At 69.4% G+C, this 15,656-nt stretch carries 15 protein-coding genes; 5 read left to right on the top strand and 10 right to left on the bottom strand.

The annotated features are described in order from the left end of the window. Positions 1-22: 22 nt before the first annotated feature. The 9 genes from AB0H36_RS21160 to AB0H36_RS21200 form a co-directional block, all read right to left on the bottom strand. The gene (locus AB0H36_RS21160; RefSeq protein WP_360525689.1) at positions 23-2,467 is read right to left on the bottom strand and encodes an NADH-quinone oxidoreductase subunit G; all 2,445 of its coding nucleotides are present in this window, start codon (positions 2,465-2,467) and stop codon (positions 23-25) included. After that, on the bottom strand, positions 2,464-3,765 hold the full coding sequence (nuoF, locus tag AB0H36_RS21165; protein WP_360525692.1) for an NADH-quinone oxidoreductase subunit NuoF: 1,302 nt from the start codon (positions 3,763-3,765) through the stop codon (positions 2,464-2,466). The genes AB0H36_RS21160 and nuoF overlap by 4 nt, the downstream gene beginning before the upstream one ends. A gap of 2 nt (positions 3,766-3,767) precedes the next feature. Further along, entirely contained in the window at positions 3,768-4,574 is an 807-nt protein-coding gene (nuoE, locus tag AB0H36_RS21170) for an NADH-quinone oxidoreductase subunit NuoE (protein ID WP_360525695.1), read from the bottom strand. After that, on the bottom strand, positions 4,575-5,927 hold the full coding sequence (locus AB0H36_RS21175; RefSeq protein ID WP_360525698.1) for an NADH-quinone oxidoreductase subunit D: 1,353 nt from the start codon (positions 5,925-5,927) through the stop codon (positions 4,575-4,577). It lies immediately after the preceding gene. Next, positions 5,927-6,634 (bottom strand): NADH-quinone oxidoreductase subunit C, encoded by a 708-nt coding sequence (locus AB0H36_RS21180; protein WP_360525701.1) that lies wholly within the window; start codon positions 6,632-6,634, stop codon positions 5,927-5,929. The genes AB0H36_RS21175 and AB0H36_RS21180 overlap by 1 nt, the downstream gene beginning before the upstream one ends. Next, positions 6,631-7,185: an NADH-quinone oxidoreductase subunit B family protein gene (locus AB0H36_RS21185; RefSeq protein WP_360487297.1), complete on the bottom strand. Its 555-nt coding sequence runs from the start codon at positions 7,183-7,185 to the stop codon at positions 6,631-6,633. The genes AB0H36_RS21180 and AB0H36_RS21185 overlap by 4 nt, the downstream gene beginning before the upstream one ends. Positions 7,186-7,188: 3 nt before the next feature. Then, entirely contained in the window at positions 7,189-7,548 is a 360-nt protein-coding gene (locus AB0H36_RS21190) for an NADH-quinone oxidoreductase subunit A (protein WP_132147066.1), read from the bottom strand. A 116-nt stretch (positions 7,549-7,664) separates the two neighbouring features. Beyond that, positions 7,665-8,978, bottom strand: a complete 1,314-nt coding sequence (locus AB0H36_RS21195; RefSeq protein ID WP_360525704.1) for a geranylgeranyl reductase family protein — start codon at positions 8,976-8,978, stop codon at positions 7,665-7,667. A gap of 173 nt (positions 8,979-9,151) precedes the next feature. Beyond that, positions 9,152-9,850, bottom strand: a complete 699-nt coding sequence (locus AB0H36_RS21200) for a demethylmenaquinone methyltransferase (protein WP_360525707.1) — start codon at positions 9,848-9,850, stop codon at positions 9,152-9,154. A gap of 143 nt (positions 9,851-9,993) precedes the next feature. On the opposite strand from AB0H36_RS21200, the gene AB0H36_RS21205 reads away from it, so the two are divergent. Further along, the gene (locus AB0H36_RS21205) at positions 9,994-11,256 is read left to right on the top strand and encodes an isochorismate synthase (RefSeq protein ID WP_360525710.1); all 1,263 of its coding nucleotides are present in this window, start codon (positions 9,994-9,996) and stop codon (positions 11,254-11,256) included. A 2-nt stretch (positions 11,257-11,258) separates the two neighbouring features. Continuing rightward, positions 11,259-11,879, top strand: coding sequence for an MBL fold metallo-hydrolase (locus AB0H36_RS21210; protein ID WP_360525713.1), 621 nt, complete (start codon positions 11,259-11,261; stop codon positions 11,877-11,879). 31 nt (positions 11,880-11,910) lie between these two features. Here the strand turns inward: AB0H36_RS21210 and AB0H36_RS21215 are convergent, their stop codons facing one another. Next, positions 11,911-12,735, bottom strand: coding sequence for a GNAT family N-acetyltransferase (locus tag AB0H36_RS21215; protein WP_360525716.1), 825 nt, complete (start codon positions 12,733-12,735; stop codon positions 11,911-11,913). Positions 12,736-12,792: 57 nt separating this feature from the next. Here AB0H36_RS21215 and AB0H36_RS21220 point away from each other — a divergent pair, with 57 nt between their 5' ends. From AB0H36_RS21220 to AB0H36_RS21230, 3 genes are all read left to right on the top strand, one after another. Then, a complete protein-coding gene (locus AB0H36_RS21220; protein ID WP_360525719.1) occupies positions 12,793-13,422 on the top strand; it encodes a PadR family transcriptional regulator in 630 nt (209 codons plus the stop codon). A gap of 463 nt (positions 13,423-13,885) precedes the next feature. After that, positions 13,886-14,872, top strand: coding sequence for an ATP-binding cassette domain-containing protein (locus AB0H36_RS21225; RefSeq protein WP_360525722.1), 987 nt, complete (start codon positions 13,886-13,888; stop codon positions 14,870-14,872). Next, entirely contained in the window at positions 14,869-15,633 is a 765-nt protein-coding gene (locus tag AB0H36_RS21230; RefSeq protein WP_360525725.1) for an ABC transporter permease, read from the top strand. The genes AB0H36_RS21225 and AB0H36_RS21230 overlap by 4 nt, the downstream gene beginning before the upstream one ends. Positions 15,634-15,656: the final 23 nt, after the last annotated feature.

Consider the following 15,656-nt stretch of genomic DNA (forward strand, 5'->3'; position numbering starts at 1 on the left):
ATGATGAACTCGCTTCGCTCGTTCATGAGTTCCCTCCGGCGATCGTCACGATCGAGCCATGGTCGGCGTGCAGCGACCGGCGGACGTGCGAGTCGGCCGAGTTGGTCGGCAGCCACACCACGTTGTCGGTCATCGGGCTGATCACCACCGGCAGCCGGATCGACCCGGCGTCGGTGCTGACCACCAGCTCGTCACCGTCGGCGACACCGACCCGGTGCGCGGTGGTGAGCGAGATCCGGGCGACCGGCGTCCGGGCCGTCGCGGTCAGGTGCGGCTCGCCGTCGTTCGCGCGGCTGTCGTCGATCAGCATCCGCCAGGTCGCCAGCCGGGTGGAGTCGAAGGCGCCGAGCGACGGACCGGCCTGGTACGTCGGCTCCTGCGCGCGGTCGCCGTCCCAGCGGCCGAGCTCGTCGAACTCCTTCTTCGCCCCGGCCGGAGTGGTGAACCCGAGCGAGCGGTCCATCTCCTGTGCCAGCGCGGCCAGCGCCCGGACGTCGGGCATCGCGGCCGGGACCTTCAGCACCACCGGGAACGGCCGCTCGCGACCCTCCCAGTTGACGAAGGTGCCGTCCTTCTCCGCCGGCGGAACCACCGGGAAGACGACGTCGGCGTGCTCGGTGACCTGGGAGTTGCGGACCTCGAAGCTGACCACGAACGGCGCCGCCTCCAGCGCGGCCAGCGCCGCCGCCGGGTCCGGCAGGTCGTCGATCTCGACACCCGCGACGACCAGCGCCTGCAGCGAACCGGCCGCGCTCCTGTTCAACTCAGCGAGGATCTCGGTCAGGTCCCGGCCGACGTTCGCCGGCAGGCTGTCGACACCCCACGCGGCCTGCATGTCGACCCGCGCGTGCGGGTCGGACACCAGCCGGCCGCCGGGCAGCAGACCCGGCAGGCAGCCCGCCTCGAGCGCGGCCCGGTCCCCCGCGCGACGCGGGATCCAGGCCAGCTGAGCACCCGTGTCCAGGGCCAGCCGCAGCGCCGTCGAGTACCCGCCCGGCGCGCTCGCCAGCCGCTCGCCGACGATGATGATCGAGTCCGGCCCGAGCGCGGCCAGGGCAGCCGCGCCGGTCGCACCGGCGTTGCCCAAATCAGCCAGTACGGCGGCCTCGGTCCCCGGCGACGCCGGTACGACGACACCGTCGAGCTTCTCCACCCCGCGCGAACCGTAGGCCGCGACCGTGAAGACCTTGGTGCCGTGCGAGCGGACGCCCTTGCGCAGCCGCAGGAACACCGACGGCGCCTCCTCCTCGGGCTCGAACCCGACGAGCAGCACCGATCCGGCCTTCTGCAGGTCGGCGAACGTCGTACCCATGCCGGTGCCGGCCACCGCGGCGGCGAGGAAGTCCGCCTCCTCCGCGGAGTGCGGCCGGGCCCGGAAGTCGATGTCGTTGGTGCCGAGCGCGACCCGGGCGAACTTCGAGTACGCGTAGGCGTCCTCGAGGGTGAGCCGGCCGCCGGTCAGCACCGCCGCGTTGCCGCGGGCCGCGGTCAGGTTCTCCGCGGCGAAGGTCAGCGCCTCCGGCCAGGAGGCCGGCCGGAGCTCGCCGTCCTCGCGGATCAGCGGGTGGGTCAGCCGGTCACCGGTGGTCGCGTAGTTGAACGCGAACCGGTCCTTGTCCGAGATCCACTCCTCGTTGACCTGCGGGTCGTCTCCGGCCAGCCGGCGCATCACCTTGCCGCGCCGGTGGTCGACCCGGATCGCCGCGCCGGAGGAGTCGTGCTCCGCCACCGACGGAACCGAGACCAGGTCGAACGGCCGGGACCGGAACCGGTACGCCGCGCTGGTCAGCGCGCCCACCGGGCAGATCTGGATGGTGTTGCCGGAGAAGTAGCTCTCGAACGGCTCCTTCTCGTAGATGCCGACCTGCTGCAGCGCGCCGCGCTCGATCAGCGCGATGAACGGGTCACCGGCGATCTGCTCGGAGAACCGGGTGCAGCGGGCGCACAGCACGCAGCGCTCGCGGTCCAGTAGCACCTCGGCCGAGATGTTGATCGGCTTCGGGTAGGTCCGCTTGACCTCGGTGAACCGGGTCTCGCCGCGCCCGTTGGTCATCGCCTGGTTCTGCAGCGGGCACTCGCCGCCCTTGTCGCAGACCGGGCAGTCCAGCGGGTGGTTGATCAGCAGGAACTCCATGATCCCGTGCTGCGCCTTGTCGGCCACCGGCGAGGTCACCTGGGTGCGGACCACCATGCCGTCGGCGACGGTGATCGTGCAGGAGGCCTGCGGCTTCGGCATGCCCCGGCCGTTCCCGGCGTCGGTGATCTCGACCAGGCACTGCCGGCAGGCGCCGACCGGGTCCAGCAGCGGGTGGTCGCAGAACCGCGGGATCTGGATCCCGATCTGCTCCGCGGCCCGGATCAGCAGGGTGTTCTTCGGAACCTTGACCTCGATGTCGTCGATGGTCACGGTCACCAGATCGGTGCGCTCCACCTCCGACCCGGCGGGTGGGTTCGCTTGGATCGTCATGCGCTTGCTCCAGCGGTAGCGAAGACAGTGCTTGCCATCGGGTCGAACGGGCAGCCGCCGTTCTCGAAGTGCGCCAGGTACTCGTCCTTGAAGTGCTGGATCGAGCTGCTGATCGGCGCGGTCGCACCGTCGGCCAGCGCACAGAACGAACGGCCGGTGATGTTCTCGCACAGGTCGAGCAGCTCGGCGAGGTCGTCCTCGGTGCCCTTGCCGTGCTCGAGCCGCTCCAGGATCTGCACCAGCCACCAGGTGCCCTCACGGCACGGGGTGCACTTGCCGCAGGACTCGTGCTTGTAGAACTCGGTCCAGCGCAGCACCGAGCGGACCACGCAGGTGGTCTCGTCGAAGAGCTGCAGCGCCTTGGTACCCAGCATCGAGCCGACCGAGCCGACGCCCTCGTAGTCCAGCGGGACGTCCAGGTGCTCGGCGGTGAGCAGCGGGGTCGAGGACCCGCCCGGGGTCCAGAACTTCAGCTCGTGACCCTCGCGGATCCCGCCGGCCAGGTCGATCAGCTGCCGCAGCGTGATCCCCATCGGCGCCTCGTACTGGCCCGGCCGGGTGACGTGCCCGGACAGCGAGTACAGCGTCATGCCCTTGGACTTCTCGGTGCCCATCGAGGAGAACCAGTCCGCGCCGTTCTTGATGATGGCGGGAACGGATGCGATCGACTCGACGTTGTTGATCACTGTGGGGCAGCCGTACAGGCCGGCCACGGCCGGGAAGGGAGGACGCAGCCGGGGTTGACCGCGACGGCCTTCCAGCGAGTCGAGCAGCGCCGTCTCCTCGCCGCAGATGTACGCGCCGGCGCCGGCGTGCACGATCACGTCCAGGTCGTAGCCGCTGCCGAGGATGTTCGTGCCGATGTAACCGGCCGCCTTCGCCTCCTCGACCGCCTGCTGCAGCCGGCGGATCACGTGCAGCACCTCACCGCGGACGTAGATGAACGCGGTCGACGCGCGGATCGCGTACGAGGAGATGATGACGCCCTCGACCAGCGTGTGCGGCGAGGCGAGCATCAGCGGGATGTCCTTGCAGGTGCCCGGCTCGGACTCGTCCGCGTTCACCACCAGGTACTTCGGCTTCGGGTTGTCCTGCGGGATGAACGACCACTTCATCCCGGTCGGGAAGCCCGCGCCGCCACGGCCGCGCAGACCCGAGTCCTTGACCGCGGCAACCACGTCGGCCGGCTGCATCCGCAGTGCGCTCTGCAGCGCGTCGTACCCGCCGGAGCGCTGGTACGACGCCAGCTGCCAGGAGCGGATCTGGTCCCAGTTGTCGGACAGAACCGGGGTCAGCATGGTCAGTCCTCCTTCCGCGGGTCGTCGGTGTGGACGGCCTGCGACTCACGTCCGGGCTGGTCCTCGGGACGCGGACCGGGGACGGGCTCGACCGGCGCCGGGGAGCCGCCGCGGCCACCCGGAGCCGTCCAGTTCCGCTCGCGGGCCAGCCGCAGGCCGGCCAGCGTCGCCTTGCCGCCGGTCGGGCCCTCGTCGGCACGGCCGTCGGGGAACCCGGCGAGCACCCGCTCGGCCTCGCGCCAGGTGCAGATGGTGGCGCCGCGCGGCGACTTCACCTCGGTGCCCTCGCGCAGGTCGTCGACCAGCTGGGTGGCCGACTCCGGCGTCATGTCGTCGAAGAACTCCCAGTTCACCATCATCACCGGCGCGTAGTCGCAGGCGGCGTTGCACTCCAGGTGCTCGAGGGTGATCTTGCCGTCCTCGGTGGTCTCGTCGTTGCCGACGTCGAGGTGCTGCTTCAGCCGCTCGAAGATCACGTCGCCGCCCATCACCGCGCACAGCGTGTTGGTGCAGACGCCGACGTGGTAGTCGCCGACCGGACGGCGCTTGTACATCGTGTAGAAGGTCGCCACCGCGGACACCTCGGCGCCGGTCAGCCCGAGCACCTCGGCGCAGGCCTCGATGCCCTCCGGCGTGACCCGGCCCTCGACCGACTGCACCAGGTGCAGCATCGGCAGCAGCGCGGACCGGCCCTGCGGGTAGCGGGCGGCCAGCTCGCGCATCTCCGCGATCGTGGTCTCCGTGATGTTCGAGTCACCGGTGCTGTACGGCACCGGCTTGTCGGTCGCAGTCGCGTGGTTCTCGGCCATCTATCGGTCCACTCCACCCATCACCGGGTCAAGGCTGGCGACGGCGACGATCACGTCGGCGACCTGGCCGCCCTCGCACATGATCGGCATCGCCTGCAGGTTTGCGAAGGACGGGTCACGGAAGTGCGCCCGGTACGGCTTGGTGCCGCCGTCGGAGACGACGTGGCAGCCGAGCTCGCCGCGCGGCGACTCGATCCCCACGTACGCCTGGCCGGCCGGCACCCGGAAGCCCTCGGTGACCAGCTTGAAGTGATGGATCAGGGCTTCCATCGACTCGCCCATGATGTGCTTGATGTGGTCGAGCGAGTTGCCCATCCCGTCGGTGCCGACGGCCAGCTGGCTCGGCCAGCCGATCTTCTTGTCGGCCACCATCACCGGCTCGCCCTCCATCTTGGCCAGCCGGTCGGCGCACTGCTCGACGATCTTCAGCGACTCGTGCATCTCCTGCAGCCGGACCCGGAACCGACCGTACGAGTCCGCGGTGTCCCAGGTCGGTACGTCGAAGTCGTACGTCTCGTAGCCGCAGTACGGCTGGGTCTTGCGCAGGTCCATCGCGTACCCGGTCGAGCGCAGCGGCGGGCCGGTGATGCCGAGTGCCATGCAGCCGGCCAGGTCCAGGTAGCCGACGTTCTGCAGGCGTCCCTTGAAGATCGGGTTCGCGTTGCACAGCTCGGCGTACTCGGGCAGGTGCTTGTTCATCCAGGTGATGTACTCGCGGATCTTGTCCAGCGCGCCCGCGGGCAGGTCCTGGGCAACGCCGCCCGGCCGGATGAACGCGTGGTTCATCCGCAGGCCGGTGATCAGCTCGAACAGGTCGAGCGTCATCTCCCGCTCCCGGAAGCCGATCGTCATCACGGTGAGCGCGCCGATCTCCATGCCGCCGGTGGCGATGCAGACCAGGTGGCTGCTGATCCGGTTGAGCTCCATCAGGAGCACCCGCATCACGTTCGCCTTCTCCGGGATCTGGTCCTCGATCCCGAGCAGCCGCTCGACCGCGAGGCAGTAGGCGGTCTCGTTGTAGAACGGCGACAGGTAGTCCATCCGGGTGCAGAACGTGACGCCCTGCGTCCAGGAGCGGAACTCCATGTTCTTCTCGATGCCGGTGTGCAGGTAGCCGATGCCGCAGCGGGCCTCGGTCACCGTCTCGCCGTCGAGCTCGAGGATGAGCCGGAGCACGCCGTGGGTGGACGGGTGCTGCGGGCCCATGTTGACGACGACGCGCTCCTCGGGCTCCTCGCCGAGGCCGGCCACGACCGAGTCCCAGTCCTGACCGGTGACGGTGAAGACCTTGCCCTCGGTGGTGTCGCGAGTGGTCGCGTACGGGTCTGACGGTGTCGATTGTGTTTGGGTCATCAGTTGTACGACCTCCGCGTGTCGGGCGGCGGGATGACGGCGCCCTTGTACTCGACGTCGATACCGCCGAGCGGGTAGTCCTTGCGCTGCGGGTGGCCCGGCCAGTCGTCCGGCATCTGGATCCGGGTCAGCGCCGGGTGACCGTCGAAGATGATGCCGAAGAAGTCCCAGGTCTCGCGCTCGTGCCAGTCGTTGGCCGGGTAGACCGAGACGACCGACGGGATGTGCGGATCGGCGTCCGGGGCGGACACCTCCAGCCGGATCCGCCGGTTGTGGGTCATCGACATCAGGTGGTAGACCGCGTGCAGCTCGCGGCCGGTCTCGTTCGGGTAGTGCACGCCGCTGACGCCGGAGCAGAACTCGAACCGCAGCGCCTCGTCGTCGCGCAGGTGCCGGCAGACCTCGACCAGCCGCTCGCGCTGGACGTGCAGGGTCAGCTCGCCGCGGTCGACCACGACCTTCTCGATCGCGCCGTCGCCGACCAGGCTCTCCAGCCGCTCGGTCGCGCCGTCGAACCAGGAGCCGTACGGCTTCGGCGTACCGCCGGGCAGCGCGACCTGGCGGCGCAGGCCGCCGAAGCCGGAGGTGTCACCGGTGCCGCGGACTCCGAACATGCCCTGGCGCTGGTCCACCACTTCGGCCGCCGGCGTCTGAGCGTCGCCGGCCGGCGAGGTCGCCGGAAGGTTCTCAGGCTGGTGCTCGCTCACCGGAGCAGCCCCTTCATCTCGATCGTCGGCGAGGCGGCCAGCGCGGCGGCCTCGCGCTCCTGCAGCTCCGCCCGCTTGTGCGCGCCGAGCTTGCTGTGCTGGATGTCGTCGTGCAGCTTGAGGAACGCGTCCAGCAGCATCTCCGGCCGCGGCGGGCAGCCGGGCAGGTACATGTCGACCGGGACCACGTGGTCCACGCCCTGCACGATCGCGTAGTTGTTGAACATGCCGCCCGACGACGCGCACACACCCATCGCCAGCACCCACTTCGGGTTCGGCATCTGGTCGTAGATCTGGCGCAGCACCGGGGCCATCTTCTGGCTCACCCGGCCGGCCACGATCATCAGGTCGGCCTGCCGCGGCGACGCCCGGAAGACCTCCATGCCGAACCGGGCGGCGTCGTACCGCGGCGCGCCGGTGGTCATCATCTCGATCGCGCAGCAGGCCAGCCCGAAGGTTGCCGGCCACAACGAGGCCTTCCGCATGTAGCCGGACAGGCCCTCGATCGTGGTCAGCAGCACGCCGGCCGGAAGCTGTTCCTCAACACCCATGGCTCAGTCCCACTCCAGTCCGCCGCGGCGCCACACGTAGGCGTACGCGACGAAGACGGTGACGATGAAGATGACCATCTCGATCAGCCCGAACAGCGCCATCTGGTCGAAGGCGACCGCCCACGGGTAGAGGAAGATGATCTCGATGTCGAACACGATGAAGAGCATCGCGGTGATGTAGTACTTCACCGGGAAGCGCCCGCCACCGACCGGTTGCGGGGTCGGCTCGATCCCGCACTCGTAGGAGTCGAGCTTGGCCCGGTTGTAGCGCTTGGGTCCGACCAGCGCGCTCGTCACCAAGGTGCCCGCCACGAAGATCGCCGCGAGCACACCGAGAACGAGGATCGGTACGTAAGGGTGCATCGGGTTCGTGCTCCCTCCTTCAGCCGGTGGTCTGTCTGTCTGCGTTTCCGGTCAGCTGTGTTACAGGCACTGTGTTATCAGTACCGCTGTGGCCCATCTCACTCGCCCCGCCGGTTTCAGGCGGCCGGGGCGACCTTGGTGAGCCCGTTGATGATCTTGTCCATCACGTCGCCGTCGCGCGGGTCGGTGAGGTTGGCCAGCAACTTCAGGGTGAACTTCATCAGCGTGGTGCGCGGCAGACCGTACTTCGTGCACAGCCGCATCACCTCCGGATTTCCGATCAGCTTCACGAAGATCCGGCCGAGCGTGTAGTAGCCGCCGTACTCCTGCTTGAGCGCCTTCGGGTACGCCGACAGCGCCCGCTCGCGCTGGTTCGGCTGCCGGTGCAGCGCCTGGGCGGCGACCTCGGCGGCGAACGCCCCGGACTCCATCGCGTACGGGATGCCCTCGCCGTTGAACGGGTTGACCATGCCGCCGGCGTCGCCGAGCAGCATCAGGCCGCGGGTGTAGTGCGGCTGCCGGTTGAAGCCCATCGGCAGCGCCGCGCCACGGATCGGGATGGTCTGGAACTCGTCCCGGAACTGCCACTCCTCCGGGGTGTTCTTCAGCCACTGCTTCAGCAGGTCGGAGTAGTCGACCTTGCCGAACGCCTCGGACGTGTTCAGGATGCCGAGGCCGACGTTGACGGTGCCGTCGCCCATCCCGAAGATCCAGCCGTAGCCGGGCAGCAGGTTGCGCTGGCCCGGGTTCTGCGGGTCGTCGGCCCACAGCTCCAGCCACGACTCGAGGTAGTCGTCGTCGTGGCGCGGGCTGGTGAAGTAGGTGCGGACGGCGACCCCCATCGGGCGGTCGTCGCGCTTGTGCAGGCCCATCGCGATGCTGAGCCGCGACGAGTTGCCGTCGGCGGCCATCACCAGCGGCGCGCGGAACTCGACGTCGGCGCCGGCCCGGCGGCCGTTGTCGTCGACCGGCTTGGCGGTGACGCCGACGATGAAGCCCCGGTCGTCCAGGATCGGGCCGCTCACGTTGGTCCGCTCGCGCAGCCGGGCGCCGGCCTTCACGGCCTGCCGGGCGAGCATGTCGTCGAAGTCCATCCGGTTCCGGGTCAGCCCGTAGTTCGGGTGGCTGGACAGGTCCGGCCAGTCCAGCTGCAGGACGTGCCCGGCGCCCTGGATGCGGAGTCCGTAGTTGCGGATCCAGCCGGCCTCTTCGGAGATGTCGATGCCCATGTTGATCAGCTGCTTGGTGCCGCGCGGGGTGAGCCCGTCGCCGCAGACCTTCTCCCGCGGGAACGCGGTCTTCTCCAGCAGCAGGACGTCGAGTCCGGCGTTGGCCAGGTGGTAGGCGGCGGCCGAGCCTGCGGGTCCGGCGCCGACGACGATCACATCGGCGGTCTCCGCCTGCTGCCCGCTCGGCACGCTCTGGCTCATCTCGATTCCCGGCCTGGAAGGTTCATTGGGCTCTGTGCGCTCGTACTGTGTGAGATCGTGAAGGGATTCACGAAGCCTCGACACCCGACAGTCTAGGACTGCCTGACTCGGACACGAAACCGGCCCACTTCCCCTTGTCCACAAGCGATTTACGCGCAATTTTCCTTGCGTAATTAAGCAGGCTTGACCGCCCGGTGGATGGCCACCAGGCCACCGGTCAGATTGCGCCACTGCACCCGGGTCCAGCCGGAGGCCTCGATGGCGCGCGCGAGCGGCTCCTGCGGCAACCAGGCCCGGGTCGACTCGGCCAGGTACTCGTACGCCTCCGGGTTCGTCGACACCACCTTCGCCACCGCCGGCACCGCGCGCATCATGTACTCCAGGTACACGACCCGGAACGGCTTCCAGGTCGGGTGCGACTGCTCCAGTACGACGAGCCGCCCGCCCGGCCGGGTCACCCGGAGCATCTCCTGGAGCGCGACCGTGACGTCGTTCACGTTCCGCAGCGCCCACGAGATCGTCACCACGTCGAACGTGTCGTCGGCGAACGGCAGCCGCAGCGCGTCCCCCGCGATCAGGTCCAGCCCCGGGTACCGCCGCTTCCCGACCCGCAGCATGCCGACCGAGAAGTCGCACGACACCACCTCGGCGCCGGCCTCCAGCAGCTTGATGCTCGACGCGCCGGTCCCGGCGGCCAGGTCCAGGATCCGCATCCCCTTCCGGGGCGCGATCTCGGCGAACGTCTGCGGCCGCCAGTGCAGCTTCTCCAGACCCATCGTCGCGACCGCGTTCGTCCGGTCGTACCCCTCCGCCACGTTGTCGAACATGGCCGCCACGGCCTGCGGGTCTTTGCTCAGATCTGCGCGGGTCACGTGTCTAGTTGATCACGGGTCCGACAGGCTCCGAAATCCACTGGACATCGGGCAGGCATACGCTTGCATCTCGTGAGTGCATTCCCAGAGAGCCGGCTGGCCATCGCGATCCGGGGTCATGCCGCGAGCGAGGGGTGGGTGCGGTGAGCTTGTCCGAGCCGGTCGGGAGCCAGGCTCCCCATCTGGTCATCCGCAGCCAGCGAGTCGACGGGGTGTCGGCCCAGTTGATGGACCATCTGCCGGCCGAGGGCGGCCTGGCCTGGGTACGGCGTGGCGACGGTCACGTCGGTTGGGGCGTCGCCGCCCGCCTCGACGTTGCCGGTAGCAACCGCTTCCAGGAGGCGGTGGCCTGGTGGAAGGACCTGGTCGCGGCCGCGGTGGTGCGCGACGAGGTCGGCGTACCAGGGTCCGGGCTGGTCTGCTTCGGGTCGTTCGGGTTCACCGACGACGACCCGAGCGAGCTGGTCGTGCCCGAGGTGATCGTCGGCCGCCGGGGCGGGACGACCTGGGTGACCACGATCTCGCCGGCGTCCTCGCTGGCCGTGCCGCCGGAACTCGCCGTCCACGAGCCGTCACCGGTGTACGACGTCGCGTTCGCCGACGGCGCCCGGTCCGGCACCGACTGGTCGAGCATCGTCGCCGACGCGATCAAGCGGATCACCGCCGGTGAGCTCGACAAGGTGGTGCTGGCCCGCGACCTGATCGCGATCGCCGAGCAGCCGATCGACCTGCGCTGGCCGTTGCGCCGGCTGGCGGCGGCGTACCCGAACTGCTGGACGTTCTCCGTCGACGGCCTGATCGGCGCGACCCCCGAGCTGCTCGTGCGGCGGGAGAAGGGGTTGATCACGTCCCGCGTGCTGGCCGGGACCATCCGCCGTACCGGAGACGACGCGCACGACCTCGCGCTGGCCGCGTCGCTGGCCCGGTCGAGCAAGGACCTGGAGGAGCACGAGTTCGCGGTCCGCTCGGTCGCCGACGCGCTGAAGCCGCACTGCAAGTCGATGAACGTCCCGGAGACCCCGTTCGTGCTGCACCTGCCGAACGTGATGCACCTGGCCACCGACGTGGCCGGCGTCGCCGACAACGGCGCGTCCGCGCTCGGCCTCGCCGCCGCGCTGCACCCGTCGGCGGCAGTCTGCGGTACGCCGACCGACCTGGCGCGCGACCTGATCGGTGAGATCGAGGGCATGCGGCGGGGGCGGTTCAGCGGACCGGTCGGCTGGATGGACGCGGCCGGCGACGGCGAGTGGTGCATCGCGCTGCGCTGCGGTCAGGCCGACCCGGACGACGCCCGGCGGATGCGGCTGTTCGCCGGCGCCGGCATCGTGGCCGGCTCCGACCCGGTCGCCGAGCTCGCCGAGACGAACGCCAAGCTGGTTCCGATGAGAGACGCGTTGGGAGACTGACTGTGAAGCTCACGAAGTTTGCGCACGCCTGTGTCCGGCTGGAGAAGGACGGCAAGGTCCTGCTCGTCGACCCGGGAACGTTCAGCGAGGACGCGGCCTTCGAACGCGCCGACGCGGTCCTGGTCACCCACGAGCACCCCGACCACCTGGACATCGAGCGCATCGCCGCTCTGGAGGTCCCCGTCTACACCAACGCCGGCGTCGCCGCCCAGCTCACTGCGCTGGGCGACCGCGTCACTGTGGTCGCCGACGGCCAGTCCTTCGAGGCCGCCGGTTACTCAGTCCGTGCCTACGGCAAGGACCACGCCATCATCCTTCCGGAGCTCGGCGTCCCCTGCGAGAACGTCGGCTACCTGATCGAGGACGCGGTCTACCACCCGGGTGACTCCTTCACCCAACCCGACCGCCAGGTCCACACCAACCTGGTCCCCATCTCGGGCCCCTGGTTCTCCCTCCCACCCGCGGTCGAGTACGCCCGCGCCATCAAGGCGAAGCAGACGGTCGGCATCCACGACGCCCTCCTCAGCCCGATCGGCCAAGGCATGCTCAAACGCTTCATCGGCGAAGTAGCCGGCACCAACTACCGCGCCCTCACCCCCGGCGAATCCATCGACCTCACCTGACCAAGGACACCGCACCGCCCCCGGCGGGCGATCAGGCGGTGAGCTCGACGTCGATGAAGTCGGCGAGGGGGCGGTAGCCGGCCTGGAAGTAGATCTTGTTCGAGGTCGGGTTGGCCAGGTCGGTGTAGAGGCAGGCTTGGTTGCCCTGCGCAAGGATCTCTGCGGTCACATGACTGGTGAGCGCACCGGCGTACCCGTTCCGCCGACGCTCCGGAGGGGTGTAGACCGGCCCGACCCGGCAGGCGCCGTAGACCGGCAGGTGGTACCCGACCATGCTCACCGCCTGCCCGTCGGCCTCCCAGATCCACATCGTCTCGTGCTCCAGGTGATCCTCGGCCCAGTCCAGGTAGTCCCCGCCGAGCTCCTCCGCAAAGCCGGCCTTCGCCCAGCTCCCCACCAGCTCGACCTCGTCGTTCTGCATCAACCGTGGCGAGCCCTCCGCTGAGAGCGGGGTCAGCGTGCCGAGCTTGTGGAGGCGGGTCCCCTTGGTCTCGGTCGCCGTACCGCCGCGTCGCGCGCACCACCGGTCGGCGAACCGCAAGGCCGCCGGGCGGTCCCCGGCGACGCCGCTCAGCTCGGGAAGTACGTCGAGGTACGCATCAGCGACCGCTTCCGCGAACTCCGGGGGGAGGGCGCCGAGGTACACGTTCCGCCCCGGGGTCCGCATCGCCGCACCGACCACCGCGTCGCCGTCGTGGACGGAGACGAAGTACGACGGCTCATCCGCCGTACGACCGCTGGACGCCTGGGCGTGGACGTTGCCCATGATGATCGTGTGCAGCACCGGATCCTGTTGCAGGAAAGGGAAGACCGTCTGCTCGAAGGCGGCCGCGTCACTCGTCACACGCACGTCCATGCCCACGCAGATTACGCCTCGACCGGCGCCGGCGTCGCGCGGATTTACACTGCGACTATGTCCACCACGCGCTTGCTGCTGCTCGGGGTCGTGCGGATCTTCCAGCCGGCCTACGGGTACCAGCTGCGCCGTGAGCTGCTCACCTGGAACGTGCAGAACTGGGCGAACATCAACCCCGGCTCGATCTACACCGGGCTGCGGACACTGGCCAAGCACGGGTACCTGCAGGAGCTCGAGGACGGCGCGGCGAGCCGGCCGGGGCGTACGTCGTACAAGCTCACGACGGACGGTGAGACGGAGTACTTCTCGCTGCTGCGGCAGATGCTGTGGCACGTGGACGGCTTCCATCCCGACCGGATGATGGTGACGCTGAGCTTCCTGTGGTCGCTGCAGCGCGACGAGGTGCTGGCCGCGCTGGAGGCGCGCATCACGCAACTCGAGCAGCGGCAGAAGGCCGAGCCGTTCGCGGAGCGGCAGGTGTTCGAGGACCCGGGTACGCCGAACCACGTCGTCGAGATGTTCCGCATCACCACCGCCCGCGACCGCGGCGAGCTCGACTGGACCCGCGCCTTCCACGAACGCGTGACGAACGGCTACTACTCCTTCGCCGGCGAACCCGCCGACTGGGCCCCGTACCCCGGGATGATCACCCACTGGGGCAAGATTCCGACGCCACCAACCAAGTAACTTCCTCCCCACGCGTGCTGCGCGGTGGCTCCTGCGTCGCAACCGCTCCGCGCGCTGCCCGCCCACCCTTTCATTTCGCGCTGCCGCCCGGGCTTGCGGCTATCGCCGCGACTTGCGGGCTGCCGCCCGCGGTGATCCTTCGGTCGGCGTGACTCGTCGAGTCGGGCGTGGTCGGAGGGTTGAACGCATCCACGCTCAGGCGGAAATCGGAGGACGGTGAGCGCAAAGCCGCGGTAGGGTCCACGGCTCGTGCGCATCACCCCATGGACGCTTCGGGGACCAGGAGCAGTTGCCACCACGGGGCGGTCAACGCGCGCGGCAGCGCGCAGAACTCGGATGGGCGGGTAGCGCGCGGAGTGGGTGCGACAAGGAGCGCCGCGACGAGGAGTGCCTGCGGAGCACGCGTAGGAAGGTACAACTAATCAATGTTGACTATTCAAAGTTGATCACCCAGACTGGCCGCATGATGATCGAAGCGCGGGGGTTGGCGCGCACTTTCAAGACCAAGCGTGGTCCGGTGGAGGCCGTGCAGGGGGTTGATCTGGAGGTGGCCGACGGGGAGATCGTCGGGTTTCTGGGGCCCAACGGGGCCGGCAAGACCACGACGATGCGGATGCTGGCGACGCTGATCAAGCCGACCGCCGGCACCGCGACGGTGGCTGGGTGCGACCTGGCCAAGGACCCGGTCGGCGTCCGCCGCGGCATCGGGTACGTGCCGCAGAGCGGTTCGACCCTGCCGGAGGCGGTCGCGGGTGACGAGGTCGTCGACCACGCTCGGCTGTACGGCGTACCGAAGGCCAAGGCGGCCGCGGACGGGCAGCGGTTGTTCGAGGAGCTCGACCTGACGGGCCTGTGGCGGCGGCAGTGCAAGACGCTGTCCGGCGGCCAGCGGCGCCGGCTCGACATCGTGATGGGGTTGATCCACGACCCGCGGCTGGTGTTCCTGGACGAGCCGACCACCGGCCTCGACCCGCAGGCCCGGGCGAACCTCTGGCAGCACATCCGCGGTCTCCGCGACCGCGGCGCGACCATCTTCCTCACCACGCACTACCTGGACGAGGCGGACGCGCTCTGCGACCGGATCCTGGTCATCGACCACGGCAAGATCGTTGCCTCCGGCACGCCGGACACGCTGAAGCAGCAGGTCTCCGGCGACGCGGTCCGGCTCAGCCTCGCCGACGCCGGGCAGGCGCCGGCGGTGACGAAGATCGCCGAGGAGCTGGAGGGTGCGATCGACTTCGAGACCGATGGTGACGTGGTCGGGTTTCGGATCCCGCGTGGCGGTTCGGTGCTGCCCGGCCTGCTCCGCCAGATCGATGCCCAGGGCATCGAGCTGAACGGCGTCGAGGTGCACCGTCCGACGCTGGACGACGTGTTCCTGACCATGACCGGCCGCTCGCTGCGCGACGAGGCAGCCCCGGCACAGCAGGAGAAGGAGGTCGTGGCATGACCGTGCTTCGCGAGACGTGGATCGTGTTCCACCGGGCGATGCGGCTGACGCTGCGGAACCCGATGTGGGCGATCCTGATGCTCAGCCAGCCGTTGATGTACCTGTTCCTGTTCGGCCCGCTGCTGAAGCCGATCACCGCGCAGATCAGCGAGGGCGCGACCACGAACGCGTACCAGGTGTTCATCCCCGGCCTGATCGTCCAGCTCGGCATGTTCGGCGCGATGTTCGTCGGCTTCGGCCTGATCGCCGAGTACCGGGCCGGCGTGATCGAGGCCGACCGGGTCACCCCGGCGTCCCGGATGGCGCTGATGGCGGGGCGCGTACTGCGCGACGTCGTCGTACTGGTCGTGCAGACGCTGGTGCTGCTGATCGCCGCGATCCCGCTCGGCCTGCGGGCGCCGTGGGGCGGCGTGCTGCTGTCGCTGGTGATCGTGGCCCTGCTCGGCGCGACGTTCGCGTCGCTGTCGTACTCGGTCGCGCTCATCACGAAGAGCGAGGACGCACTGGCCCCCCTGCTGAACGGGATCGCAATGCCGCTCCTGCTGCTGTCCGGCATCCTGCTGCCGATGCAGATCGGTCCGACCTGGCTGCAGCGGCTGTCCGACATCAGCCCGCTGAAGCACGTGGTGAACGGTGTCCGGGCGCTGTTCCGCGGCGACATCGACAACAGTTCGTCGCTGTGGGGCCTGTTCTGGGTCGTGCTGCTGACGATCGTCGGCCTGACCGTCGGGGCGCGGACCTTCCGCAAGGAATCCGCCTGACGCAAGCCGCTGTTCATCGGGGA

It is taken from the genome of Kribbella sp. NPDC050820, assembly GCF_040653975.1.
GTDB lineage: Bacteria > Actinomycetota > Actinomycetes > Propionibacteriales > Kribbellaceae > Kribbella.